Annotated in this window: 21 protein-coding genes; 8 read left to right on the forward strand and 13 right to left on the reverse strand. The window is 71.9% G+C overall.

What is annotated here, in order from left to right:
- Positions 1-9: 9 nt before the first annotated feature.
- Positions 10-870 (reverse strand): LacI family DNA-binding transcriptional regulator, encoded by an 861-nt coding sequence (locus MTO99_RS12720; protein ID WP_243554017.1) that lies wholly within the window; start codon positions 868-870, stop codon positions 10-12.
- A gap of 61 nt (positions 871-931) precedes the next feature.
- Between MTO99_RS12720 and MTO99_RS12725 the strand changes: the two genes are divergently transcribed.
- The gene (locus MTO99_RS12725) at positions 932-2158 is read left to right on the forward strand and encodes an ROK family transcriptional regulator (RefSeq protein WP_243554018.1); all 1227 of its coding nucleotides are present in this window, start codon (positions 932-934) and stop codon (positions 2156-2158) included.
- Between the two features lie 62 nt (positions 2159-2220).
- The gene (locus MTO99_RS12730; protein ID WP_243554019.1) at positions 2221-4212 is read left to right on the forward strand and encodes a beta-galactosidase; all 1992 of its coding nucleotides are present in this window, start codon (positions 2221-2223) and stop codon (positions 4210-4212) included.
- A gap of 22 nt (positions 4213-4234) precedes the next feature.
- On the opposite strand, the gene MTO99_RS12735 is transcribed toward MTO99_RS12730, so the two are convergent.
- From MTO99_RS12735 to MTO99_RS12765, 7 genes are all read right to left on the reverse strand, one after another.
- Complete coding sequence (locus MTO99_RS12735; RefSeq protein WP_243554020.1) at positions 4235-4759, reverse strand: hypothetical protein; 525 nt, start codon at positions 4757-4759, stop codon at positions 4235-4237.
- A 34-nt stretch (positions 4760-4793) separates the two neighbouring features.
- Positions 4794-5819, reverse strand: a complete 1026-nt coding sequence (gene adhP, locus MTO99_RS12740) for an alcohol dehydrogenase AdhP (protein ID WP_243554021.1) — start codon at positions 5817-5819, stop codon at positions 4794-4796.
- Positions 5820-6158: 339 nt separating this feature from the next.
- Positions 6159-7157, reverse strand: a complete 999-nt coding sequence (locus tag MTO99_RS12745; RefSeq protein WP_243554022.1) for a signal peptidase I — start codon at positions 7155-7157, stop codon at positions 6159-6161.
- Positions 7158-7253: 96 nt separating this feature from the next.
- Positions 7254-7823: a hypothetical protein gene (locus tag MTO99_RS12750; protein WP_243554023.1), complete on the reverse strand. Its 570-nt coding sequence runs from the start codon at positions 7821-7823 to the stop codon at positions 7254-7256.
- A gap of 121 nt (positions 7824-7944) precedes the next feature.
- Positions 7945-8364 carry a pilus assembly protein CpaE gene (locus MTO99_RS12755; protein ID WP_149160786.1) on the reverse strand — a complete coding sequence of 140 codons (420 nt, stop codon included), beginning with the start codon at positions 8362-8364 and terminating at the stop codon, positions 7945-7947.
- The gene (locus tag MTO99_RS12760) at positions 8361-8702 is read right to left on the reverse strand and encodes a chorismate mutase (RefSeq protein ID WP_243554024.1); all 342 of its coding nucleotides are present in this window, start codon (positions 8700-8702) and stop codon (positions 8361-8363) included. The genes MTO99_RS12755 and MTO99_RS12760 overlap by 4 nt, the downstream gene beginning before the upstream one ends.
- A 76-nt stretch (positions 8703-8778) precedes the next feature.
- On the reverse strand, positions 8779-10356 hold the full coding sequence (locus MTO99_RS12765; protein ID WP_243554025.1) for a long-chain-fatty-acid--CoA ligase: 1578 nt from the start codon (positions 10354-10356) through the stop codon (positions 8779-8781).
- A 165-nt stretch (positions 10357-10521) separates the two neighbouring features.
- Between MTO99_RS12765 and MTO99_RS12770 the strand changes: the two genes are divergently transcribed.
- Positions 10522-11790 carry a TetR/AcrR family transcriptional regulator gene (locus MTO99_RS12770; protein WP_243554026.1) on the forward strand — a complete coding sequence of 423 codons (1269 nt, stop codon included), beginning with the start codon at positions 10522-10524 and terminating at the stop codon, positions 11788-11790.
- 21 nt (positions 11791-11811) lie between these two features.
- Here the strand turns inward: MTO99_RS12770 and MTO99_RS12775 are convergent, their stop codons facing one another.
- Positions 11812-13305: an aldehyde dehydrogenase family protein gene (locus MTO99_RS12775; RefSeq protein ID WP_243554027.1), complete on the reverse strand. Its 1494-nt coding sequence runs from the start codon at positions 13303-13305 to the stop codon at positions 11812-11814.
- A 125-nt stretch (positions 13306-13430) separates the two neighbouring features.
- Here MTO99_RS12775 and MTO99_RS12780 point away from each other — a divergent pair, with 125 nt between their 5' ends.
- The gene (locus MTO99_RS12780; RefSeq protein WP_243554028.1) at positions 13431-14051 is read left to right on the forward strand and encodes a TetR/AcrR family transcriptional regulator; all 621 of its coding nucleotides are present in this window, start codon (positions 13431-13433) and stop codon (positions 14049-14051) included.
- A 20-nt stretch (positions 14052-14071) separates the two neighbouring features.
- Here MTO99_RS12780 and MTO99_RS12785 read toward each other — a convergent pair whose 3' ends face one another.
- Genes MTO99_RS12785 through MTO99_RS12800 form a run of 4 tightly spaced genes read right to left on the reverse strand, consistent with a single transcriptional unit; the run spans position 14072 to position 19631 of the window.
- Positions 14072-15040 (reverse strand): NAD(P)H-dependent flavin oxidoreductase, encoded by a 969-nt coding sequence (locus MTO99_RS12785; protein ID WP_243554029.1) that lies wholly within the window; start codon positions 15038-15040, stop codon positions 14072-14074.
- 6 nt (positions 15041-15046) lie between these two features.
- Positions 15047-17236: a 3-hydroxyacyl-CoA dehydrogenase NAD-binding domain-containing protein gene (locus tag MTO99_RS12790; protein ID WP_243554030.1), complete on the reverse strand. Its 2190-nt coding sequence runs from the start codon at positions 17234-17236 to the stop codon at positions 15047-15049.
- An 11-nt stretch (positions 17237-17247) separates the two neighbouring features.
- Positions 17248-18456 carry an acetyl-CoA C-acetyltransferase gene (locus MTO99_RS12795; protein ID WP_243554031.1) on the reverse strand — a complete coding sequence of 403 codons (1209 nt, stop codon included), beginning with the start codon at positions 18454-18456 and terminating at the stop codon, positions 17248-17250.
- 14 nt (positions 18457-18470) lie between these two features.
- Positions 18471-19631 (reverse strand): acyl-CoA dehydrogenase family protein, encoded by a 1161-nt coding sequence (locus MTO99_RS12800; RefSeq protein WP_243554032.1) that lies wholly within the window; start codon positions 19629-19631, stop codon positions 18471-18473.
- 159 nt (positions 19632-19790) lie between these two features.
- Here MTO99_RS12800 and MTO99_RS12805 point away from each other — a divergent pair, with 159 nt between their 5' ends.
- Genes MTO99_RS12805 through MTO99_RS12820 form a run of 4 tightly spaced genes read left to right on the forward strand, consistent with a single transcriptional unit; the run spans position 19791 to position 23885 of the window.
- Positions 19791-20720 carry an SDR family oxidoreductase gene (locus tag MTO99_RS12805; protein WP_243554033.1) on the forward strand — a complete coding sequence of 310 codons (930 nt, stop codon included), beginning with the start codon at positions 19791-19793 and terminating at the stop codon, positions 20718-20720.
- Positions 20717-21949 carry an acyl-CoA dehydrogenase family protein gene (locus tag MTO99_RS12810; RefSeq protein ID WP_243554034.1) on the forward strand — a complete coding sequence of 411 codons (1233 nt, stop codon included), beginning with the start codon at positions 20717-20719 and terminating at the stop codon, positions 21947-21949. The genes MTO99_RS12805 and MTO99_RS12810 overlap by 4 nt, the downstream gene beginning before the upstream one ends.
- The gene (locus MTO99_RS12815; protein ID WP_243554035.1) at positions 21946-23112 is read left to right on the forward strand and encodes a phosphotransferase family protein; all 1167 of its coding nucleotides are present in this window, start codon (positions 21946-21948) and stop codon (positions 23110-23112) included. Before MTO99_RS12810 ends, MTO99_RS12815 begins: the two co-directional genes overlap by 4 nt.
- Positions 23109-23885, forward strand: coding sequence for an electron transfer flavoprotein subunit beta/FixA family protein (locus tag MTO99_RS12820; RefSeq protein WP_243554036.1), 777 nt, complete (start codon positions 23109-23111; stop codon positions 23883-23885). The genes MTO99_RS12815 and MTO99_RS12820 overlap by 4 nt, the downstream gene beginning before the upstream one ends.
- Positions 23886-23893: the final 8 nt, after the last annotated feature.

Genomic DNA, 23893 nt, shown 5'->3' on the forward strand with positions numbered 1-23893 from the left:
GGGTGCGGCTCAGGTCGGGGCCGGCCCGGTGGTGCCGCGGGTCACGATGCGCGCGAGCAGCGCGTCGCGCACGACGGCCGGTCGCCCGGCGAGACGCCCCGCGAGCGCTTCGGCCGCCGCTCGCCCGAGACCCGGCGTGTCCCGCGTCATGACCGACATCGGCGGGTCGGCGAGCCGGCACTGGTCGGAGTCGTCCCACGCGAGCAGCGACACTTGGCCGGGCACCTCGACGCCCGCCTCGAGGGTCGCCTCCAGGCCGGCGACGGCCATCGCCGCGCTGTCGTAGACGATCGCGGTGGGGCGCGGCGACGCGGCCAGCAGCAGCCGGGTCGCCGCGGCGCCGCCTTCGGCGCTGTAGTCGGATGCCTCGACGACACCCGCGATGCCGTGCTCGGCCAGCGCCTCATCGAACCCGCGCGTGCGCGCCCGGCTGTGCACGAGTTCGGGTGGCCCGGCGACCCGGCCGATCAGCCGGTGCCCGAGCGCCGCGAGATGCCGCACCGCCTCGCGCATCTCGCCGTGGTTGTCGACCTTCAGCTCGGCGACGCCGGCGGGCACCTCGACCTCACCCAGCACGACGGCCGGCATGCCGAGCGCGTGCACCAGCTCGACCCGCGGGTCGCCCTCGACGAGGTCGACCACGACGACGCCGGCGACGGCCCCCGACGCACTCCAGCGCCGGTACAGCTCGCTCTCCTCCTCGGGGGTCGTGGCGATGGCGAGCAGCACCCGCGCGCCCGAGGCGGCGAACCCCTCGTCGAGCCCTTCGACGAACTGCGTGTAGAACGGATCCTCCGTGCGCCGATGGCGCGACCGCTGCAGCACGATGCCGATGGTCGGCCGATGCCGTGCCGCGTGCTCGACGCCCATGTCGCCTCCTGTCCGCCTGACCTGCTGAATATAGACTGATCGCGACGTTTCCGGGGGTCAGATGGCAGTCCGCCGCATCACGTCTCCGGCCGCGACGAGCCGGGGACTCATTCTCGACCTCATCCGGTCGGCCGGTCCGATCAGCCGGGTCGAGCTCGCCGATCGCACCGGCCTCACGCAGGCGACGATGTCGCACGTCGTGCGACAGCTCATCGACGAAGGACTCGTCGTCGAGTCTGGTCGCGGCGAGTCCACCGGGGGCAAACCGCGCGTGCTCATCGAGCTCGATCCGCGGGCCCGGTTCGCGCTCGGCATCCAGCTCGGCGCGGTGGCGACGACGTACGTCGTGGTCGACGCCTCGGGCGCGATCGTCGGGCGTCTGACCGCGGCGGGCGCGGCCCCCTCCGCCGAAGCGGCGATCGCCGACCTGGCCGCGACGATCGACCACCTCCTCGACGCGCTCGCGATCGACCGCGCGCGGGTGCTCGGCGTCGGCGTCGCAGCCCCCGGCCCGATCGACCTCGACCGGGGGGCGATCGTGGCGCCCCCGACCCTCGGCGGGTGGCGGCAGGTCGCGTTACGCGATGCGCTCGAACGGGCGTCGGGGCTGCCCGTCGTGGTCGACAACGATGCGACGGCGGCCGCACTCGGCGACTTCTGGGTCGGCACCATCGAGGGGTCGGCGGCGCACTGCACACTGTTCATGAGCGCGGGCATCGGCGCCGGGATCCTGCTCGACGGCGCGGTCTACCGCGGCGCGAGTTCGAACGCCGGCGAGATCGGCTCGGTGCGCGGCGCCGACGGCGTGCGCCGGCCGATCGAGGCGATCGCGAGCCCGGCCGCCGTCGCTGCCGCGGCCCGTTCGGCGCTGGCCTCCGGTCGGTCAGGCGCCTTCGAGCTCGACGACGGGGCGGATGACCCGTTCGACGACTTCACCGCGGTGTCGACGGCGGCAGTGCTCGGCGACCCGCTCGCCCTCGAGCTGCTCGAGCCGAGCGTCGACGCGATCGCCGACCAGGCGGTGGCGCTCGCGAACGTGCTCGACCTGGACTCGCTCGTGCTCGCGGGCCCGGCGTTCGCGGTGGCCGGCTCGCTGTACCTGGCGCGGGTGCGCGAGCGCATCGACGCGGAGTTCTTCGCCCGCTCGGTGCACCGGGTGCGCATCGGGCTCTCGCCCCACCTCGCCGACGCGGCGGCGGTGGGTGTTGCCGCGCTGGTACTGCAGTCGGAGCTCGCTCCTCGGTCTCTGCCGTCGCGACCCGAGCCCGTCGGAACTGGACTTCGTTAATGCACTGAAGTAAGTTCGTCGATCGGGGCGCCCGCTCCGGACGACGACGATCAGGAGCCCCGATGACGGCATGGCCCACCCCCGGCATCTCGTTCGGCGGCGACTGGAACCCCGAGCAGTGGACGCACGAGACCGTGCTCGAAGACCTCGACCTGATGTGCGATGCCGGCGTGAACCTCGTCACCCTCGGTGTCTTCTCGTGGGTGCGGCACGAGCAGCGCGACGGCGCCTTCGACTTCACGTGGATCGACGGCCTGCTCGATCTGACGCACGAGCGAGGCATCCGGGTCGATCTCGCGACCCCCACCGCGTCGGTGCCGATGTGGCTGCACCGGCTGCACCCCGAGATTCTGCCGCAGGACGAGTTCGGCCACCCGCTCGCGCCCGGTGGCCGCAACGGGTTCTGCGCTTCGTCGCCGGTGTACCGCGAGTACGCGCTGCGACTCGTCGACGCACTCGCCGAGCACGTCGCCGGTCACCCGGCGATCGCGATGTGGCACGTGGGCAACGAACTCGGCGGCGGCAACGCGCGCTGCCACTGCGCGGTGTCGAACGACGCGTTCCGGCGGTGGACGCTCGACCGGTACGGATCGGTCGAGGGGGTGAACGAGGCCTGGGGCATGTCGTTCTGGGGCAACCGCTACTCCTCGATCGAAGAGGTGACGACCCCGAGCGGGCGCACCGCGCACAACCCGGGCCAGCTCCTCGACTTCGAGCGCTTCTCGTCCGAGGCGCTGCTCGACTGCTACCTCGCCGAGCGCGCGGTACTGCGCCGGCACACGCCCGACGTGCCGGTGACGACGAACTTCATGGTCGGCCTCGGCCCCGACGTCGTCGACTACCCTCGCTGGGCCGAGCACGTCGACCTCGTCGCGAACGACCACTACACGTACGGGCCCGATCCTCGCCGCCACCAGGACCTCGCGTTCGCGGGCGACCGGATGCGCGGGCTCTCGCACGGCGGCCCCTGGATGCTGATGGAGCACGCGGCGAGCGCCGCGAGCTGGCATCGCATCAACCGGGCGAAGCGGCCGGGCGAGCTCGCCCGGCACGCGCTCGCGCATGTGGCGCGCGGCTCCGACAGCGTGCTGTTCTTCCAGTGGCGGGCCTCGCGGTTCGGCACCGAGCAGTTCCACTCGGCGATGGTGCCGCACTCGGGCGCCGATTCACGTCGGTTCCGGGACATCCGCGCCCTCGGCGACCAGGTGGGCCGCCTTGCGGAGGTGGCCGGCACCCGCGTGACCGGCGCCCGAGTCGCCCTGCTGCACGACGACGAGGCGGGGTGGGCGCTGCGAAGCGGGCTCAAGCCGGTGAACGGCGCCGGCTACGCCGACACCGCGCGGGCCGTGCACGACGCCCTGTTCGACCGGGCGGTGACCGTCGACATCGTCACGCCGTGGCATCCGCTCGACGACTACGACCTCGTCGTCGTGCCCGGGCTCTTCCTCGTCTCCGACGAGCACGTCGCGCGGATCGCCGAGTTCGCCGGTGCCGGCGGAACGGTCGTCGTCACCTGGTTCTCGGGCATCGTCGACGAGCACAACCGCGTGCGCCTCGGCGGGTATCCGGGCGCGTTCCGCGACCTGCTCGGGGTGCGCGGCGAGGAGTTCGTGCCGCTCGACGACGGCGAGTCGTTCGCGCTCGACACCGGATGGCGCGGAACACGCTGGGCGGAGGACCTCACCGTCGTCGACGCCGAGGTCGTCGCCCGAGCCGCGGACGGCGACCTCGCAGGCGTGCCCGTCGTCACCCGGCGCGCTGTCCCCGGCGGCGGCACCGCCTGGTACGTCGCGACCGACCTCGACCGCTCCGGCCTCGACGCCCTGCTCGACCGGCTGCTCACCGAGACCGGCGTCGAGCCGGTCGCGCACGTCTCGGCTGGCATCGAGGCGGTACGGCGAGCCGGTGGCGGGCGATCGTACCTGTTCCTGATCAACCACGGCGACGAGCCCGGCTGGGCGGATGCGACGGGCACCGACCTGCTCACCGGCGAATGTCACGACGGGCGCGCCGTCGTGCCCGCAGGGGCGGTCGTCGTGCTGCGCGAGAGCTGAGCGCGGTCGACCCGCGGTGAGGTCAAGAGCCTTGCGGCGGATGCACGAGCAGGTCGACCCGCTCCGCGAGGTAGCGTTCGAAGGGCGCGAGCGCCGTCGGGTCGGTCGCGCTCCAGCGCACGAGCACCTCGCGATCGCGGTCGCGGTCGCCCAGCACCAACGGCCCGGATGCTCCGGAGCGCGCGAGCTCGTCGAGGTCGATCGGCACCGCATCGAAGTTCACGGTCTCGCCCGTTCGGAACCCGCCCCGGATCGCGGCGACCCGGTACGCGCGCTGCTCGGCGACCGAGTTCGCGGTGACGCTGCGGCGCACCTCGGGCTCGGCGCGGACGACCCGCCCCGTGCCGAGCACCCGCCCGTCGTCGGTCACGAGCAGCACACCGAGTCGCCACACCCGTCCTGCACGGGACATCCGCTCGGCTCTGGGAAACCCGAGCACGCGGCGCGCCGGAACGAACGAGGCGAGCGCCTCGTCGCGCGCACCCGCAGCCTGCAGACGCGCGGCCGCACGCGCGACGAGCCCCTGCACCTGCTCCGCGACGTCCATCCCCCGATGGTAGGTCGCACCCCGCCGAGGCGCCTCAGTACTTCATGACGATGCGGCCCTCGACCTTGCCCTCCTCGAGTCGTTCGAAGATGTCGTTGATGTCGTCGAGCGACTCGACCGACGAGACCGTCGGGTGGATGAGCCCGCGGGCGTAGAAGTCGATCGCCTCGGCGAGATCCTGCCGGGTGCCGACGATCGAGCCGCGGATCGTGATGCGACGCAGCACCACATCGAAGATCGACGCCGGGAACTCCCCCGGAGGCAACCCGACGAACACCACCGTGCCGCCGCGACGCGCCATGCCGACGCCCTGCCCGAACGCCTCGGTGTGCACCGCCGTGACGAGCACGCCGTGCGCGCCCCCGATCTGCTCCTGGACGGCACTGATCGGGTCATCCGTCGCCGCGTTCACGACCACCTCGGCGCCGTGCCTGGTCGCGAGCGCGAGCTTCTCGTCGTCGATGTCGACGGCCGCGACCCGCATGCCCATCGCGATCGCGTACTGCACCGCGATGTGCCCGAGCCCGCCGATCCCCGAGATGACGACCCACTGGCCCGGCTTCACCTCGGTCTCCTTGAGGCCCTTGTAGACGGTGACGCCGGCGCACAGGATCGGCCCGATCTCGACCTCGTCGACGCCGTCGGGGATGCGGGCGGCGAACCGCTGGTCGACGAGCATGTACTCGCCGAAGCTGCCGTCGACCGAGTAGCCGCCGTTCTGCTGGTTCGGACACAGCGTCTCCCACCCGGTACGGCAGTACTCGCAGACGCCGCAAGCCGTCCACAGCCAGGCGTTGCCGACCTTGTCGCCGACCTTCAGCTCGGTGGTGCCGGGGCCGACGGCGACGACCTCGCCGTACCCCTCGTGCCCCGGAATGAGCGGGATCTTCGGCTTCACCGGCCAGTCCCCGTTCGCGGCGTGCAGATCGGTGTGGCACACCCCCGACGTGATGAGCCGGACGAGTGCCTCGCCCGGCCCCGGCTGCGGGATCGGGACGTCTTTGATCTCGAGCGGTTCGCCGAGTTCGGTGACGACGGCGGCGCGCATGGTATCGGCCATTGTTCCCCCTGAGTCGATGTTCGACCGGCCCCCGCCGGCCATGCCCCACGCTACGCGGATGAAGCATCCTCACGGAAGGTGCGGATGCCTCACTCGGTTCTGCCCTCCCAGACGAAGACCAGGTACTCGACGATGAGGTACTCCTCGCCGTCCGGCGGCGTACACGAGGAAGGCGGCGAGGAGGATCGCCAGCGGGGTCGCGAGCGCGAGCACCCAGGAGCGGATGCCCCGCCGCCGATGCTCGACGCGGTCGAGGTTCGCAGTCATGACGCCCACCGATCCGTTCGGACGGCGAGCGCCAGCACGTCGGACGTCACCGGGTCGAGCTCCGGTGCCGGGTCAGGGGGCCGGCTCGGCGTGCACGACCGTACAGGAGGTTCCGTTGAGCCTGAAGTCCGTAGGCGGCTGCGACCAGTCGCCGCTCTGCGAATAGAGCCGCATTCCCACGTTGGCCGAGTCCCCTGGCCCAATGGGTTTCTCCGCGGGACCCACCCAGACGACGTCGTGGCCCGTTTGCGTGTACGAGTCGACCCAGTCGGTCTCGGTGATCTGCTGGTCTCCCGGGAACGACCAGGTGAGCTCCCAGCCCCCGGGAATCACTTCGGAACCTGAGGTATTCACGTTGAAGCTCATGTTTCCGCCGCCCGGCCCGCCACCCCAAGGCGACCAGTCGAGAGCGGTGATCTCGCACGGGGCGGCGGGCGGCCGGGCCATCTCCCATGTCGAGACGCCGGTCGCGGTCTGCGCGGTCCAGGCGGCGGACGCACCACGGCCCACTCCTGCGCAGACCAGGACCACGCCCAGCACGACCGTGAGCGCGGCCGCGGTCAGCTCGAGCGCGAGCCGCACGGGCGAGCGGTTCCGCCGATCGGGTTCGGCGACCGGGCGGACCATGCCGCGCAACGCGACCGCCATGACGATGACCACGAGTGCGACGAGCCACCAGGCACCGGCGGCCGCCCACACGACCGGCAGACCCACGAGCGGCACGAGGATGACGCCGACGCCGACGACGTCGGCCGGGTCGACGAGCGTCGAATCGGCGCTCTCGTTCGCGTCGCCCTTCGTGCGGAGCATCCCGTCGTCGTCGATGTCGGCGACGCGGTGCAGCATCAGTCGGTCCGCCCCCGACGGATCCGGGAACAGCACGACCTGGCCCTCCGCGATGACATCGGGCTCGACGGGAAGCGAGAGCGCGACATCGCCGGCGCGGATGACCGGCGCCATCGAATCGCTCATCACGGTCGTGGCCGTGAGGCCGAAAACCTGCGGCACGACCGCGATGACCGCGAGCGTCGCCACCAGGGTGACGAGCGCGCGACTGAGCGCGATGCGCACGACCGACGGCCAGGGCAGCAGCGAGATCGGCGTGCGGCTCCGAGTCCGCTGCCGGGGACTCGGAGCCCTGGCCGTGACGGTGTTCAGCTCAGCTCACTATCCCTGGGCTTCCCACACGAACGTGACCGACGCGGTCTTGCCCTGCGGCGCGCCTTCCGCCACCTCGTACGTGATCGTGTACTTCTCGGTGTCGCCGGATGCGGTCGTCAACTCGACCTCACCGTCCTCCGCCTCGGCCCACGTCGTTCGCAGCTGGAACGTGGCGAGCGTCCCTGCGAACACCGTTTGAGCGTCCTCATTCTTGATCGTGAGGTTGATGTCCGCAGCGAGATCCTGCGTTCCCGTCGGGTTCTCTGCGTACATGCGGACATCGACCGTCGGGATCGAGCCCTTGTACGTCACCGTGACCGTCTTCGTACCCGTCGCACCGGGAGCGAGGTTGGTCTCGTTGAAGACCGCGGTGCCCGTCATGTCGTTCTCGATGCGCACGTCGCCGGTCGCCCAGTTGTTCTCGCCCGACGCGGTCGTCGCCATGAACGCCGCGAACGACGCCCGGTAGACCATGAGGGCGGCCAGCACGATCGCCAGCGGGATCGCGATCGCGATCACCCACGCCCGCGTGTTGCGCTTCTTGTCGTCCCTCGTCAGGACGATTGCCTCGGTCATCCCAGCCTCCATACGCGTGGGGCGACCTTGGTAGGGTCTGGAAACCCCACATCAGCAGGCTATTCAGGCGACCTGCGACGGCCCTGTTGACTGCCTGACAGTGTGCCGCGAACCGGGCGCCTCATCGCGACCGCGACACGAGTTCCAGCAGCGCCATCGCGTAGGCCTCCGAGGCATCCGGATGCTCGTATCGCAGCCGCTCGCCCGCGATCTCGACCTCGACCTCGAACGCGTCGTCGAGGCGGCGCAGCGACCGGAAGGTGCCGCGCAGCAGCTCGCGCAGCTGGTCTTCGCGCGGCAGCCAGACCGCGTCCTCGAGGGTGAGCGAGTCGAGCGCCCACTCGGTCGTGCCGTTGAACCCGAGGATGGTGCCGGCCGATGTGCGGTGCGACTCGATCGTCATCTCGCTCACGGTGAAGACGTCGGCGTCGAGGTCGACTTCGACGCCGCCCGGCAGGTCGACCTGGAAGCGGTCGCCCGACTCGGGATGCCAGACGAGACCGGCGCGCTTCAGCGCGACCGCGAGCTCGCGGCTGATCACGCAGGCGCCCCCGGCTCGGTGCGGGCGGCGGATGCTCCGCCGGCGAGCTCCTCGTGATGCTGGATCACCTCGGCGACGACGAAGTTGAACCACTTCTCGGCGAACGCGGGATCGAGGTGCGCGTCCTCGGCGAGTGCGCGCAGGCGCGCGATCTGGCGCTTCTCGCGGTCGGGGTCGCTCGGCGGCAGCCCGTGCCGTGCCTTCAGGCGGCCGACCTGCTGCGTGAACTTGAACCGCTCGGCGAGCAGGTGGATGAGCGCTGCATCGATGTTGTCGATGCTCGAGCGGATGCCGAGCAGTTCGCTCATCGCGGCGTCGCGGTCGTCGATGGAAGTCATGGATTCGACCCTAGGCGCAACGACGCGGCGTGGCATCCGTCCCCCTCGGATGCCACGCCGCGCGCGTCTCGTCGTGTTACGCGGCCGTCGACACCAGGTCGTTCTGACGCAGGGCGACCTTGTTCACCTTGCCGGCCGCGTTGCGCGGCAGGGCGTCGACCACGACGACGGCCTTCGGCTGCTTGAAGCGGGCGAGGCGGCCGGTGAGCCACTCCTGCAGTTCGCCGACGGTGAGCTCGTCTTCGCCGGGCTTCAGCACGACGGCGGCGACGGGCACCTCGCCCCACTGCTCGTCGGCGCGGCCGTAGACGGCGACATCGAGCACCTTCGGGTGGGCGAACAGCACGTTCTCGACCTCGGTGCTGTACACGTTCTCGCCGCCCGAGATGATCATGTCCTTCAGCCGGTCGACGACCCACACGAAGCCCTCGTCGTCCTGTCGCACGAGGTCGCCCGAGTGGAACCAGCCGCCCTCGAACGCGGCCGCGGTCTCGTCGGGCTTGCGCCAGTACCCCTTCATGAGGTTCGGGCCGCGGTACACGATCTCGCCGACCTCGCCGCGGGGCACGTCGTTGAAGTCGGCATCGACGATGCGGTACTGCACGGTCGGGATGGGCCGGCCGACCGAGCCGAGCTTGCGCAGCGAGTCGTCGCCGCGCAGCGCGCAGGTGATGGGCGACATCTCGGTCTGACCGAACACCGCGATGTTCGTCGCATTCGGGAACGCCTCGGACATGGCGCGGAGCACCGTCTCGGACGCGGGCGCCGCACCCCAGCTGATGATGCGCAGCTTCAGGTCGCGTTCGTGGATGCCCGGGACGGCGCAGATCGCCTGCCACTGCTGCGGCACGTTGAACACGATCGTGGCCTGCTCACGTTCGTACGCATCCAGGAGTTCCACCGGATCGAACGCCCCGAGCGGGTGGATGACGGTCGGGATGCCGACGATGAAGTTCGGCGCGATCGACCCGAGCCCGGCGATGTGGAACAGCGGCGCGGTCATGAACGAGATGTCGGACTCGTCCACGACCGCGTTCGTGCGGATGCAGGTGACCGCCTGCGAGAACAGGTTGAGGTGGTCGAGCATCGCGCCCTTCGGCCGACCGGTCGTGCCCGACGTGTACATGATGAGCGCCGTCGCATCCTCGGGCACATCGGGCGCGACGAAGTCGCCCACCGGTTCGGCGAGCAGGTCGGCGAGCGTCTCCTGGCCCTCGGCGGCCGGGCCGATCACGATGACGCGGCGAAGCCGGTCGGTGAGCTGACCCACCGCGCCGACCAGCGGCAGCAGCGGCGCGTCGACGAGGATCACGTCGGCATCGGCGTCGTCGACGATGTAGGCGATCTCGGGCGGGGCGAGGGGCACGTTGATCGGCACGGCGATCGCGCCGAGCGCGTTGATCGCGAAGACCGACTCGACGACCTGCGGGTGGTTCAGGGTGAGCAGCAGCACCCGGTCGCCCGCGCCGACGCCGCGCCGCTGGAGGGCGGCGGCGATGGCGTCCATGTGCTCGGCGGTCTCGCGCCAGGTCGTCACCGCGCCCTGGAACTTGAAGGCCGTGGCATCCGGCCGCATGGTCGCGTGGGTGCGCACCTGGTTCATCCAGTGGTTGCGACGCGCCGCGGCGGGGATGGTGTGGGACAGGTCGTTCATCGGGCACCTCTTCGTACACGTTGTCCAGGGGTCGCGGAAGGGGGGTTCACCGCGTCCTGCTCCGAGTATGCCAAGAGAAGGCGCGGATGTCACGGAGTTTTGTGAATCGAAATTCACATTCTCGATCGTGGCGGGCGAACGGATGGCGGACGATATCCTGACGTGATGGACGACAGCACCGCGGCCGCGCGAACCGACGCACCGGCCGATGTCGCCCCGACCCCCGCCCCGACCCCCGCCCCGGCGCCGGCCGAGCGACGACGCCGGCCCCGCGACCGCCGGCGGCAGATCGAAGCCGCGGCCGCGGTCGCCTTCGCCCAGCGCGGGTACCACGGCGTGAGCATGCAGGAGGTCGCGCACGCCGTCGGCATCTCGGCGCCCGCGCTCTACCGGCACTTCCCGAACAAGTACGTGCTGTTCTCGACCTCGGCCCTGGCCCTCGCGCACGGGCTCGTCGAGGCCACCGACGAAGCCGCGACCGGGGGTCACGCCGACCCGGCCTCCGCTCGGCGCGAACTCGGCGACATCCTCGCGGCAACGATCAGCACCACCATCGACTCGCGGGCCTCGGGCGGGATCTACCGGTGGGAGGGCCGGTACCTGACCGACGACGACCGGGCACGACTGCACGACGACCTGCGCACCCTGCGGCACCGCGTCGCCGACCCGCTCGCGGTGCTGCGGCCCGACGCGAGCCCCGAACTGCTCGACCTCGCCTCGAGGGCGGCGCTCAGCGCGATCGCGTCCATCACCACCCACCGCACCGCCGCGCCGACCGGCGCGATCCGCTCGCTGCTCGCCGACACGGCCCGCCGGTCGCTCACGGTCGATCCTGCTCCGGCCGACGATGCGCCCCCCATCGACGCGGAGGGGCCCGGCGTGCGCCCGCGCCGCCGCAAGGATCTGCTCGTGCAGGCCGCGATCTCGCTGTTCGCCGAGCGCGGCTACCACGAGGTCACCATCGAGGACATCGCGCGCGCGGTCGACCTGACCCCGTCGGGGGTGTACCGCCACTTCGCCGGCAAGTCCGACCTGTTGCGCGCGGCCTGCGAACAGGCGGCGGCCGTGCTCGCCGCCGCCGCCGACGACGCACTCGCCAGGGAGCATCCGGCCGATGCCCTGGCGACCCTGTCCAACGCGTACCTGCGCTTCGCCGTACGCGACCGCGAGCTGATGGACGTCTACACCGCCGAGGTCGCCGCCCTCGACCCCGACGACCAGCGCCGCCTGCGCACGCTGCAACGCAACCACGTCGCCGAATGGGTCGAGGTGCTGCGGCGCGTGCGACCCGAGCTCTCGGCACGCGACGCGAAGTTCCTCGTGCACGCGGGCTTCAACGTGGTCGCCGACCTCAGCGTGACGCTGCGGCGCGAAGATCCCGCCGAGGCGATCCGTCGCATCCGACCGTTCCTGAACGCCGCGCTCGGAGCGTGAGGCGGGAACGGCCGGCACCGGCTACTTCGCCCGGCCGTGCAGCATCGGGATGAGCCGGGCGACGAGGTGCATGTCCTTCTCGGAGCGGTCGAAGCTCAGCAGGTTGAGCGCGGCCTTCCGGGTCTGACGGGCGATCGACTTCGCCGTGCTGAACTCGCGCAGGCCGTCGGCACCGTGGATGCGACCGAAGCCCGACTCCTTGACGCCGCCGAACGACAGCGTCGGGATCGCAGCGAAGCCGAGCACCGAGTTGATCGTCACCGCGCCGGCGCGCAGTCGCTCGGCCGCACGCAGGCCGAGGTGCGCATCCTTCGTGAAGATCGCCGCCCCGAGGCCGTAGGCCGTGCCGTTCGCGCGCTCGACCGCCTCGTCGACCGAGCGCACCGTGTTCACGATGACGACCGGGCCGAACGTCTCCTCCTGCACCGCAGGGCTCTGCTCGTCGACGTCGACGAGCACGATCGGGTCGATGACGCGCCCGTCGATGCTCTCGGGCCCGCCGAGCACGGCACGGCCGCCCGCCTCGAGGGCGCTGCGCACGTGGCCGGCGACGACGTCGGTCTGCGAACCGAGCGTCATGGGGCCGTAGTGCGGCGACTCGTCGCGCACCCGCAGCCGCTCGGCGCGCTCGACGACCTTCTGCACGAGCGCGTCGCGCACCGAATCGACCACGTACACCCGCTCGACGCCGACGCAGGTCTGGCCGGCGTTGCCCATGCCGCCGAACACGACGAAGTCGGCTGCGGCGTCGAGATCGGCGTCGGCGGCGACGATGAGCGCGTCCTTGCCGCCGCACTCGGCGACCAGCGGGACGAGTCGCTCGGCGCACGCCGCCATGACCCGTTTCGCGGTGCGCGACGACCCGGTGAACGCGACCTTGTCGACGCCGCCGCGGACGAGCGCCGCACCGGTCGCACCGTCGCCGACGACGACGGTGAGCACGTCGTGCCCGACCGCCTCGGCCCAGCGCTCGGCGATCCAGGTCGCCGGGCCCGGGGTGAGCTCGCTGGGCTTGAACACCACCGCGTTGCCCGCGGCGAGCGCGTACGAGATCGAGCCCATCGGGGTGTACAGCGGGTAGTTCCACGGGCCGATCACGCCGATGACGCCGTACGGCTCGTAGCCGAGGCTGGCGTGCTGGTTGTAGTTCATGACGCCGGCCTTGACCTTGCGGCGCTTCAGCACGCCCTCGGCGTGCTTGGCCGCCCAGTCGAGGTGGGTGAGGGTGAGCATCACCTCGAGCAGTGCGTCGGAGCCGGGCTTGCCCGTCTCGGCGGCGATGAGGTCGGCCAGCTCTCCCGCGCGGTTCGCGATCGCCGCCTTCCAGCGCAGCAGGTGCCGCCGGCGCCCCGCGAAGCCCTCGGCGCGCCAGAACTCGGCACCGGCCCGGGCGCGGCGGACGGCGTCGGCGACGTCGGCCTCGCCCGCGGTGCGGTAGGTGGCGACGGCGGTGCCGTCGGTGGGGCGGCGGGTCGTGAATTCGCCCGCGTCGGGGGCGTCGCGCAGCAGTGTCATGGCCGGGTCTCCGTACTCTCCGTCGAGCTGGAATAAGTGAATGGCGAATCACATGCTAGACGCGGGCGCGGCGCGAGGCAAGATGTTTTCGAATCTCGATTAGAATGCCCTGGGAGAGGAGCGGCATGGCCGACGAGCAGTCCACGATCGCGACATCGAAGTCGGCGCGCACGCGCGAGCGCATCCTCGACGCGGCCGCCGCGGTGCTCTCCCGCAAGGGCTACGCCGGCACCCGGCTCTCGGAAGTGGCCGATGCGGCCGGCGTGCAGGCCCCCGCGATCTACTACTACTTCGGCTCGCGCGACGAACTCGTCGAAGAGGTCATGTGGGCGGGCGCCAACAGCGTGCGCACCCACGTCGAGAGCGAGATCGCGGCGATGCCGACCACCGCGACCGCGATGGATCGCCTGCTCACCGCGGTCGAGGCGCACCTGCGCTACGAACTCGAGATCTCGGACTACGCGACCGCATCGATCCGCAACGCCGGGCACGTGCCCGAGCACCTGCGCGTGCGGCCCGCCGCCGAAGAGGCGCTCTACAGCCGCATGTGGCGCGACCTGCTCGTCGAAGCTCAGGAGTCGGGCGAAGTGCGCGCCGACCTCGACATCAACGTGTTCCGCCTGCTCCTGCTCGGCGCGCTGAACTGGGTCGTCGAGTGGTGGAATCCCCGCACCCGGTCATTCGACGACCTCGTGCGCACGGCGTGCGACATGGTGCGGCGCACCGCGGGCACCGGGTCGGACTGACCCGGCGCCCGCGGCGCCCCTCACACCGTCAGCAGCGTCTTCACCTGCAGCACGCGCTCGGCCTCCTCGACGATGCGCCGCACGAGCTCGTCGACGGTCGGGATGTCGTGGATGAGTCCCTGCACGAGCCCGACCGTCCAGATGCCGGCGTCGAGATCGCCCTGCTCGAACACCGTGCGGCCCCGGGCGCCCGCGACGAGCTCGCGCACGTCGGCGAACTCGCCGCCGTTCGCGAGGATCTCGACGACCTCGTCGCTGACCGCGTTCTTCGCGACCCGCGCGGTGTTGCGCAGGCTGCGGAAGATGAGGTTGGTGTCGAGCTCGGTCGCCTCGACGATGCGCTCCTTCACCGCCTGCGCGACCGGTGACTCGACGGTGCACATGAACCGGGAGCCCATGTTGATGCCGTCGGCGCCGAGTACGAGCGCGGCCGCGAGTCCGCGCCCGTCGCCGAACCCGCCCGAGGCGATGAACGGGATGCTCAGCCGGTCGGCGGTCGCCGGGATGAGCACCAGCCCGGGCACGTCGTCTTCGCCCGGATGCCCCGCGCACTCGAACCCGTCGATCGAGACCGCCGTGACGCCGACGCGTTCGGCCTTCAGCGCGTGCCGCACACTGGTGCACTTGTGGATGACCTTGATGCCGTGGTCGCGGAACATCTCCATGTGCGGCTCGGGGCTCGACCCCGCGGTCTCGACGATCGTCACGCCGGCATCGACGATCGCGCGGCGGTACTCGTCGTACGGCGGCGGGTTGATCGAGGGCAGGATCGTGAGGTTCACGCCGAACGGCTTGTCGGTGAGCGACCGGGCTCGTTCGATCTCCTGCACGAGGTCGGCGGGCGTCGGCTGGGTGAGGGCGGTGATCATGCCGAGGCCGCCGGCCTCGGACACCGCTGCGGCGAGCTCGGCGCGGCCGACCCACATCATGCCGCCCTGGACGATCGGGTGCTCGATGCCGAACGCCTCAGTGAATCGCGTGCTCAGCATGGCGGCCTACTCGTACGTCTCGCCGGCGTCGGCCTTCGCGAGGAGCGAGGCCGGTGGCAGGAATCGGTCGCCGTAGGCGGCGGCGAGCTCGCGGGCACGGGCTGCGAAGCCCGGCAGCCCGCCCTCGTACTGGTTGACGTACTGCAGCACGCCGCCCGTCCAGGCGGGGAACCCGATGCCGTAGATCGAGCCGATGTTCGCGTCGGGCACGCTCGTCAGCACGCCCGCGTCGAGGCAGGCGATGGTGTCGAGCGCCTCGGCGAACAGCATCCGCTCCTGAAGGTCGACGAGCGGCAGCACGGTGCGACCCGAGCCGAACCGCTCGCGCAGCCCCGGCCAGAGGCCGACCCGCCTGCCGTCGGCGTCGTACTCGTAGAACCCGCGGCGGGCTCGGCGGCCGGGGCGGTCGGCTTCGTCGACCATCCAGTCGACGACGGCCTCGGCCGGGTGCGGCACCCACACGGCTCCGGATGCCTCGTCGGCCGCACGCGTCTCGTTGCGGATCTTCTGGGTCAGCGTGAGCGTCAGCTCGTCGAGGAGCTGCAGTGCCCCGGCGGGGTATCCGGCCTGGAGCGCCGCCTGCTCGACCGAGGCGGGCTCGACGCCCTCGCCGACCGCGGCGACCGCCTCGTCGATGAACCGCCCGATCACGCGCGAGGTGAAGAATCCGCGCGCGTCGTTCACGACGATCGGGGTCTTGCGGATCTGCTGCACGAAGTCGAAGGTCTTCGCGAGCACGGCGTCGCTCGTGTTGCGCCCGCGCACGATCTCGACGAGCGGCATCTTGTCGACCGGCGAGAAGAAGTGGATGCCGATGAAGTCGTCGGGTCGCGAGACCCCTTCGCTCAGCAGCGTGATCGGCAGGGTCGAGGTGTTCGAGCCGAGCACGGCGTCGGGCGAGACCACGTCCTGGATCTGCTGGAACACCTCCTGCTTCACGGGCACCGACTCGAAGACCGCCTCGATCACGATGTCGACGCCGGCGAAGTCGGCGGGGTCGTCGGTCGGCGTGATGCGCGCGAGCAGCGCCTCGGACTTCTCGGCGGTGGTCGCACCGCGCGCGAGCGCCTTGTCCTCGAGGGCGCGGGCGTAGTCCTTGCCGCGTTCGGCGGCCTCCAGCGAGACATCCTTCAGCACGACCTCGATGCCGGCCTTCGCGCCCACGTACGCGATCGCCGCGCCCATCATGCCCGCGCCCAGCACACCGAGCTTGGTCGCGGTGAACCGGGGGTAGCCGTCGGGGCGGCTGCCGCCCGCGTTGATGTGCTGCAGGTCGAAGAAGAACGCCTTGATCATGTTCTTCGCCACCTGCCCGTGCATGAGCTGCACGAGATAGCGGGTCTCGATGGTCGACGCGGTCTCGAAGTCGACGTACGCCCCCTCGACCGCGGCGGCCATCGCCGCACGCGGCGCGGGCATCGGCGCACCCTTCAGCTGCTTGCGCAGCAGTGCCGGCATGGCCGGGAGCATCCCCGCCAGCGACGGCGAGGTGGGCGCACCGCCCGGCAGGCGGAAGCCCTTCTCGTCCCACGGCTTCACGGGCGCGGGGTTGGCGGCGATCCAGGCGCGCGCCCGGGCGTCGAGCTCGGCGAGCGGCGCGAGCTCGTCGACGATGCCGACCGCGAGCGCGTCGTCGGCGCGGAACCGCGTCGCCGGCAGGATGACGTCGGCGAGCGCCTTCTGCAGCCCGAGCATGCGCACCAGGCGGGTGATGCCGCCGCCGCCGGGCAGCAGCCCGAGCGACACCTCGGGCACGCCGAACTGCGCGCCGCGCACGTCGCTCGCCGCGATGCGGTGATGGGCGGCGAGGGCGACCTCGAGGCCGCCGCCGAGCGCGGTGCCGTTCAGGGTCGCGACGACGGGCTTGCCCAGTCGTTCGAGCCGGCGCAGCAGCGACTTGACGTGCTCGATGTGCGCGGTCTCCTCCGCCGAGCGCGCCGGGTCGGCCGCGCGCAGCAGGTTGAGGTCGCCGCCGGCGAACCAGCTCTTCTTCGCCGACGCCAGGATGACGCCGGCGATGGCGTCGCGCTCGGCCTCGAGCCGGTCGACGGTCGCCTCCAGGGCGGCGGTGAAGTGCGCGTTCATGGTGTTCACCGCACTGTCGGGGTCGTCCATCGTGATGGTGACGATGCCGTCCGCGTCGACGTCCCACGCGTAGCCCGCGTACACGTCGACGATCTCACTCGTGATGCTCATGCGTGTTCTCCTCACACCCGCTCGATGACCGTTGCGATACCCATGCCGGCGCCGACGCACAGCGTCGCGAGCCCGCGACGCAGGTCGCGCCGCTCGAGTTCGTCGAGCAGCGTGCCCAGGATCATCGCGCCGGTGGCGCCGAGCGGATGCCCCAGGGCGATCGCCCCGCCGTTGACGTTGACGTTCTCGTGGGGGATGCCGAGGTCCTTCTCCCACTTCATGACGACCGACGCGAACGCCTCGTTCAGCTCGAACAGGTCGATGTCGTCGACCGTGAGCCCGGCCTTCTCGAGCGCCTTGCGGGTCGCGGGCGTCGGGCCGGTGAGCATGATCGTCGGGTCGGAGCCGGTGACCGCGGTCGACACGATGCGGGCGCGCGGGGCGAGCCCGAGGCGTTCGCCGATCTCGGGGCTGCCGATCAGCATGAGCGCGGCGCCGTCGACGATGCCCGACGAGTTCGCGGCGGTGTGCACGTGGCGCACCCGCTCGACGTGGTGGTACTTCTGCAGCGCGACCGCGTCGAAACCCGCCTCGGCGCCGGGGCGCTCGAACGCGGGCGGCAGCTCGGCGAGCGTCGCGACGGTCGACCCCGGCCGGCGGTGCTCGTCGGTGTCGAGCACGGTCACGCCGTTCTGGTCTTTCACGGGCACGACCGACTTGGCGAACCATCCGTTGCGCCATGCTTCGTCGGCGCGGCGCTGCGACTCGACCGCGAACGCGTCCACGTCCTCGCGGCTGAAGCCCTCGATCGTGGCGATCAGGTCGGCGCCGATGCCCTGCGGCACGAAGTACAGGTCGTAGTTCGTCGTCGGGTCCTGGGCGTACGCGCCGCCGTCGGAGCCGATCGGCACCCGCGACATCGATTCGACGCCGCCGGCGAGGATGAGCTGGTCGAATCCGCTCGCGACCTTCTGCGCCGCGGTGTTCACCGCTTCGAGGCCCGATGCGCAGAATCGGTTGAGCTGCACGCCGGCGACCGTCTCGGGCAGCCCGGCGACGAGGGCCGCGGTGCGCGCGATGTCGCCGCCCTGCTCGCCGACCGGCGAGACGACGCCGAGCACGATGTCGTCGATGAGCTGCGCGTCGAGCGACGGGTTGCGCTCCTGCAGCGCGTCGATGAGGCCGACGACGAGGTCGACCGGCTTGATGCCGTGCAGCGCGCCGCCGCGGTTGCGGCCGCGCGGTGTGCGCACCGCGTCGTAGATGTACGCGTCGGTCATGGTTGCTCCGCCCTTCAGAGTCCGAGGCTCCGGCCGACGATCTCTTTCATGATCTCGGTCGTGCCGCCGTAGATGGTGGTGATGCGCGCGTCCTCGTAGTCGCGCGCGATGCGGTACTCGCGCATGTAGCCGTACCCGCCGTGCAGTTGCAGGCACCGGTTCACGATGTCGACGTACTGCTCGGTGGTGAGGAACTTCGCCGCGGCCGCGTCTTCGGCCGACAGCTCGCCGCGGTTGTGCAGCCGCAGGCAGTGGTCGAGGTAGGCGCGGCTCGCGCGCGTGGCGGTCACCATGTCGGCGAGCTCGAACCGGGTGTTCTGGAACGAGCCGATCGGGCGGCCGAACGCCTCCCGCTCCTTCGCGTAGGCGATGGTGCGCTCGAGCACGCCCTCGCTGGAGGCGACCGCGGCGGCGGCGATCGAGATGCGCTCCTGCGGGAGGTTGCGCATGAGGGCGGCGAAGCCGGTGCCCTCGGCGCCGAGCAGGTTCTCGACCGGCACGCGCACGTTCTGGAAGACCAGCTCGCTGGTGTCCTGCGCGTGCAGCCCGATCTTCTCGAGGTTGCGCCCGCGGGTGAACCCGGGGGTGTCGGCTTCGATCACGAGCAGGCTGAGACCGCGGTGCGGGTCGTCGCCCGTGCGCACCGCGGTGGCGACGAGGTCGGCGTTCTGCCCGTTCGAGATGAAGATCTTCGAGCCGTTCACGACGTAGTGGTCGCCGTCGCGCACCGCGCTGGTGCGGATGCCTGAGAGGTCGCTGCCCGTGCCCGGTTCGGTCATCGCGACCGCGACGACGAGCTCGCCCGCGGCGATGCCCGGCAGCCAGCGCGCCTTCTGCGCGTCGTCGGTGAGGTCGGTGAAGTACGGGATGACGATGTCGTTCGACAGGGCGATGCCGGCCATGCCCGACGACACCGGATTGCGGGCGAGCTGTTCGCCCATGATCGCGTTGAAGCGGAAGTCGTCGGTGCCGCCGCCGCCGTACTCCTCGGGGATGCCGAAGCCGAGGATGCCGGCCTCGGCGGCCTTCGTGAAGAGGTCGCGGTCGACGCGGCCCTCGCGATCCCAGCGGTCGGCGTTCGGTCGGGCGTGCTGCTCGACGAACGCGTCGACGATCTCGCGGAACTGTTCGTGCTCGTCCTCGTAGAGGTCGCGCTGTCCGATGACACCGGCCATGTGATTCCGATCTTCCTCGATCTGCGGGGGTTCGGTTCGGAGTTGACCCGAACGACGAGTTTTTTTATATCATATTCAAAACTGCGATGCGGATGCCACGTTTCACCGGGGATGCGCAACGAATCGTTTATCTTCGATTAGGAACGCAAGGGAGCGTGCATGGCCATCACGGAGACCGCCGGCTCACCCGGCGCACGGTTCGCGGGCCGCGTCGCCGTCGTGACGGGGGCGAGCCGGGGCATCGGGCTCGCCATCGCCGCGCGACTGCTCGACGAGGGCGCCCGGGTGCTGCTCACCGCCCGCTCGGAGGACGGCCTCGCCGCCGCCCGCGACGCGCTGGGCGGGCGCGACGCGCTGGGCGGGCGCGACGTGCCCGACGACGGCGCAGGCACCGCCGGCCTCGCCGCCGCCCGCGACGCGCTGGTCGGGCGCGAGGCGCTGGGCGGGCGCGACGTGCCCGACGACGGCGCAGGCACCGCCGGCCTCGCCGGGCGCATCCGCACCGTCGCCGGCCGTGCCGACGACCCCGAGCACCGGCGCACCGCGATCCGCACCGCGGTCGACGCGTTCGGCGGGGTCGACGTGCTGGTGAACAACGCCGGCATCAACCCGCTGTACGGGCCGCTGGCCGAGCTCGACCTCGACGCGGCGCGCAAGGTGCTCGAGGTGAACGTGCTCGGCACGCTCAGCTGGACCCAGGAGGCGCTTTCGGCCGGCCTCGGCGATCGGCCGGGCGCCGCGGTGCTCAATCTCTCGTCGGTCACCGGCCAGGTGCCCTCGCCGGGCATCGGCTGGTATGGCGTGAGCAAGGCGGCCGTATCGCATCTCACGACGACGCTCTCGGTCGAGCTGGCACCGCGCGTCCGCGTCAACGCGCTCGCACCCGCGGTCGTGAAGACCCGCTTCGCGCGCGCCCTGTACGAGCACGACGAGCCCGGCGTCGCGGCCCGCTACCCGCTCGGCCGGCTCGGCGAGCCCGAGGATGCCGCGGCCGCCGCCGCGTACCTCTGCTCCGACGAGGCGGCCTGGGTGACCGGCCAGGTGCTCACGCTCGACGGCGGCCTGCTCGCGGCGGGAGGCGTGGCGTGAACGCCGGGGCGGATGCCTCCGCGCTCCGCGCGCGCACGCGTGCGTTCATCCGCGAGGCGGTCATCCCCGCGGAACCGCCCGCCGGCACACCGCTCGCCGCCGACGTGCTCGCCGCGCTCCGCGGCGCCGCCCGCGAGGCCGGGGTCTTCGCCCCGCACGTGCCCGCCCGCCTGGGCGGCGGCGGGCTGCCGCTCGCCGAGTGGTCGCCCGTGTTCCAGGAGGCCGGCTACTCGCTGATCGGGCCGGCCGTGCTCAACTGCATGGCCCCCGACGAGGGCAACATGTACCTGCTCGAGCGCATCGCGGACGACGACCAGCAGCAGCGCTACCTCGCCCCGCTCGCCGCCGGGCTCACCCGCTCGTGCTTCGCGATGACCGAGCCGCACCCGGGCGCCGGCTCCGACCCGGCCGCGCTGGCCGCCTCGGCCCGCCGGGTCGACGGCGGCTGGGTCGTCAGCGGTCGCAAACGGTTCATCTCGGGCGCCGAGGAGGCCGACTTCGCGATCGTCATGGCGCGCACCCCCGAGCTCGGGCCCGAGGCCGCGACGATGTTCCTCGTGCCGATGGGCGCCGAGGGCCTCACCCTCGGGCACCGGATCCGCACCATGGAGACCGCGATCACGGGCGGGCACCCGCACGTCGACCTCGACGACGTGTTCGTCGCCGACGCCGACGTGCTCGGCACCCCGGGTGAGGGGTTCCGGCACGCGCAGGTGCGGCTCGCGCCCGCGCGACTCACCCACTGCATGCGCTGGCTCGGGCTCGCCCGCAGAGCCCACGACACCGCGCTCGACCGGGTCGGCGCGCGCGAACTGTTCGGCAGCCGGCTCGCCGACCTCGGCATCGCGCAGACGCTGATCGCCGACTCCGAGATCGACCTCGCGACGTGCGACGCGATCATCGACCGGGCCGTCGGAGCGCTGACCGTCGACGAGCGGGCGGGCGCCGCACTCTCGTCCATCGCGAAGGTGCACTGCGCCGAGGCCGTGTACCGCGTCATCGACCGGGCCGTGCAGCTCTGCGGCGGCGACGGGGTCACCCTCGAGCTCCCCCTCATCGCCTGGCTCAACGAGGTGCGCCCGTTCCGCGTCTACGACGGCTCGAGCGAGACCCACCGCATGGCGATCGCCCGCCGCGCGTCGTCACGGCGGCGCCGCGAGCGCGAGGCCGGCGCGCCGCGGCTCGACGTGCCCGCCGGCGCGCGCGATGCGAGCGAGGCGGGCGCATGACCGGGCTCACCTCGCTCCCCGACGGCCTCGACGTCGTGCAGACCGCCGACGAGGCATCCGCCTGCGACCGCCCGCCCCTGCTCGTGGTCGACGCGCTCGACCGCCGCCTCGACGACCTCGGCGTCGCCCCCGGCGCCCTCGCCTGGCGGCGCATCGGCGACGGCCAGTCGAACGTCACCTTCGAACTGCACCGCGGCGGGCGGCGGCTGGTGCTCCGCCGCGGCCCGCGACCGCCGCTGCCGCCGTCGACGCACGACATGCTCCGCGAGGCCCGCATCCAGGCCGCGCTCGCCGCGCACGGGGTGCCGGTGCCGCGCATCCTCGCCGTATGCGACGACGATGCCGTGCTCGGCGTACCGTTCTACCTGATGGACTACGTCGACGGCGACGTGCTCACCACGTCGCTTCCCGCCGGGTACGAGACGCCCGAGGCGCGAGCGGCGACCGCGTACGCCGCGGTCGACGCGCTCGCCGACCTGCACGCCGTGCCGCTCGACGACGACGTCGCGGCGCTCGGCCGCCCCGACGGGTACCTCGCCCGGCAGGTGTCCCGGTTCGCCTCGCTGTGGCCGTCCGTCTCGCGCCGCGAGCTGCCGCTCGTCGACGAGCTCGCCGCCCGACTCGCCGAGCGTCTGCCCGTATCGCAGCGGGCCTCGGTCGTGCACGGCGACTTCCGACTCGGCAACCTCATGTTCGCCGCGCCCGGCGAGATCGCCGCCATCCTCGACTGGGAGATGGCGACCCTCGGCGACCCGCTCGCCGACCTCGGCTATCTCGCCGCCACGTACACCGAGCCCGGTGCGGGCGGGGCCGACTCCGCGGCATCCACCGTCATGGACCTCACCCCCGCGACCGCCGAACCGGGCTTCCCCACCCGCGCCGAGCTCGTCGCACGCTACGAGGAACGCACCGGGCTGGATGCCTCGGAGCTGGCCTGGTACGAAGCCCTCGCGCTGTGGAAGGCCGCCGTGTTCTGCGAGGCGATCCGCACCCGCTGGCTCGACGGCCAGCGGCCCGGCGACACGTTCGGTCCGCGGCTCGAACACGGCGTGCCCGCCCTGCTCGACGCGGCCGCGGCGGCACTCGAGCACGACACCGGCGCGCCCCGCGACACCGCCGCGCCCCGCGACACCGCCCACGCGAAGGAAGGAACTCCGCGATGAAGATCGTCGTCCTGGTGAAAGAGGTGCCCGACACCTACGGAGACCGCGTCCTCGACCTCGAGACCGGGCTCGCCCGGCGCGACGCGAGCGACCCGGTGCTCGACGAGATCGGCGAACGCGCGCTCGAGGTCGCCCTCGCCTACGCCGACGCGCACGAGGGCACCGAGGTGGTCGCGCTCACGATGGCGCCCGCGTCCGCGGCGACCACGCTGCGCAAGGTGCTCGCGATCGGCGCCGGCTCGGCCGTGCAGGTGGTCGACGACGCGCTCCTCGGCGCCGACCTCGGGCTCACCGCCGAGGTGCTCGCCGCCGCGATCCGGCGCGTCGGATTCGACCTCGTGCTCGCCGGCGACCGGTCGACCGACGGCGTCGGCGGCGTGCTGCCGGCCATGGTCGCCGAACTCCTCGACGTGCCGAACGTCACCGGGCTCGACTCGGTCCAGATCGGCGACGGCGAGATCCGCGGCGTGCGGGCGACCGACGGGGCCACCGTACGGGTGTCGGCCGCGCTGCCCGCCGTCGCGTCGATCACCGAAGCGCTGCCCGACGCCCGGATCGCGACCTTCAAGGGCATCATGGCCGCCAAGAAGAAGCCGCTCGACGCCCTCGCGCTCGCCGACCTCGGCGTCGACGCCGACGACCCCGACGCGGCCCGCTCGATCATGCTGCGCGTCGCCCCCAGGCCGCCCCGGCAGGCCGGCGTGAAGATCGTCGACGACGGCGACGCCGGCGTGCAGCTCGCCGACTTCCTGATCCAGAACCGACTCGCGTAGACCGACGG

Source organism: Agromyces larvae (genome assembly GCF_022811705.1).
GTDB classification, from domain to species: domain Bacteria; phylum Actinomycetota; class Actinomycetes; order Actinomycetales; family Microbacteriaceae; genus Agromyces; species Agromyces larvae.

What these genes read in the sequence shown, in the direction of transcription:
- MTO99_RS12720 (WP_243554017.1), bottom strand. Translation starts at nt 870, where the DNA reads ATGGGCGTCGAGCACGCGGCACGGCATCGGCCGACCATCGGCATCGTG.
- MTO99_RS12725 (WP_243554018.1), top strand. Translation starts at nt 932, where the DNA reads ATGGCAGTCCGCCGCATCACGTCTCCGGCCGCGACGAGCCGGGGACTC.
- MTO99_RS12730 (WP_243554019.1), top strand. Translation starts at nt 2,221, where the DNA reads ATGACGGCATGGCCCACCCCCGGCATCTCGTTCGGCGGCGACTGGAAC.
- MTO99_RS12735 (WP_243554020.1), bottom strand. Translation starts at nt 4,759, where the DNA reads ATGGACGTCGCGGAGCAGGTGCAGGGGCTCGTCGCGCGTGCGGCCGCG.
- adhP (WP_243554021.1), bottom strand. Translation starts at nt 5,819, where the DNA reads ATGGCCGATACCATGCGCGCCGCCGTCGTCACCGAACTCGGCGAACCG.
- MTO99_RS12750 (WP_243554023.1), bottom strand. Translation starts at nt 7,823, where the DNA reads ATGACCGAGGCAATCGTCCTGACGAGGGACGACAAGAAGCGCAACACG.
- MTO99_RS12760 (WP_243554024.1), bottom strand. Translation starts at nt 8,702, where the DNA reads ATGACTTCCATCGACGACCGCGACGCCGCGATGAGCGAACTGCTCGGC.
- MTO99_RS12765 (WP_243554025.1), bottom strand. Translation starts at nt 10,356, where the DNA reads ATGAACGACCTGTCCCACACCATCCCCGCCGCGGCGCGTCGCAACCAC.
- MTO99_RS12770 (WP_243554026.1), top strand. Translation starts at nt 10,522, where the DNA reads ATGGACGACAGCACCGCGGCCGCGCGAACCGACGCACCGGCCGATGTC.
- MTO99_RS12775 (WP_243554027.1), bottom strand. Translation starts at nt 13,305, where the DNA reads ATGACACTGCTGCGCGACGCCCCCGACGCGGGCGAATTCACGACCCGC.
- MTO99_RS12780 (WP_243554028.1), top strand. Translation starts at nt 13,431, where the DNA reads ATGGCCGACGAGCAGTCCACGATCGCGACATCGAAGTCGGCGCGCACG.
- MTO99_RS12785 (WP_243554029.1), bottom strand. Translation starts at nt 15,040, where the DNA reads ATGCTGAGCACGCGATTCACTGAGGCGTTCGGCATCGAGCACCCGATC.
- MTO99_RS12790 (WP_243554030.1), bottom strand. Translation starts at nt 17,236, where the DNA reads ATGAGCATCACGAGTGAGATCGTCGACGTGTACGCGGGCTACGCGTGG.
- MTO99_RS12795 (WP_243554031.1), bottom strand. Translation starts at nt 18,456, where the DNA reads ATGACCGACGCGTACATCTACGACGCGGTGCGCACACCGCGCGGCCGC.
- MTO99_RS12800 (WP_243554032.1), bottom strand. Translation starts at nt 19,631, where the DNA reads ATGGCCGGTGTCATCGGACAGCGCGACCTCTACGAGGACGAGCACGAA.
- MTO99_RS12805 (WP_243554033.1), top strand. Translation starts at nt 19,791, where the DNA reads ATGGCCATCACGGAGACCGCCGGCTCACCCGGCGCACGGTTCGCGGGC.
- MTO99_RS12815 (WP_243554035.1), top strand. Translation starts at nt 21,946, where the DNA reads ATGACCGGGCTCACCTCGCTCCCCGACGGCCTCGACGTCGTGCAGACC.
- MTO99_RS12820 (WP_243554036.1), top strand. Translation starts at nt 23,109, where the DNA reads ATGAAGATCGTCGTCCTGGTGAAAGAGGTGCCCGACACCTACGGAGAC.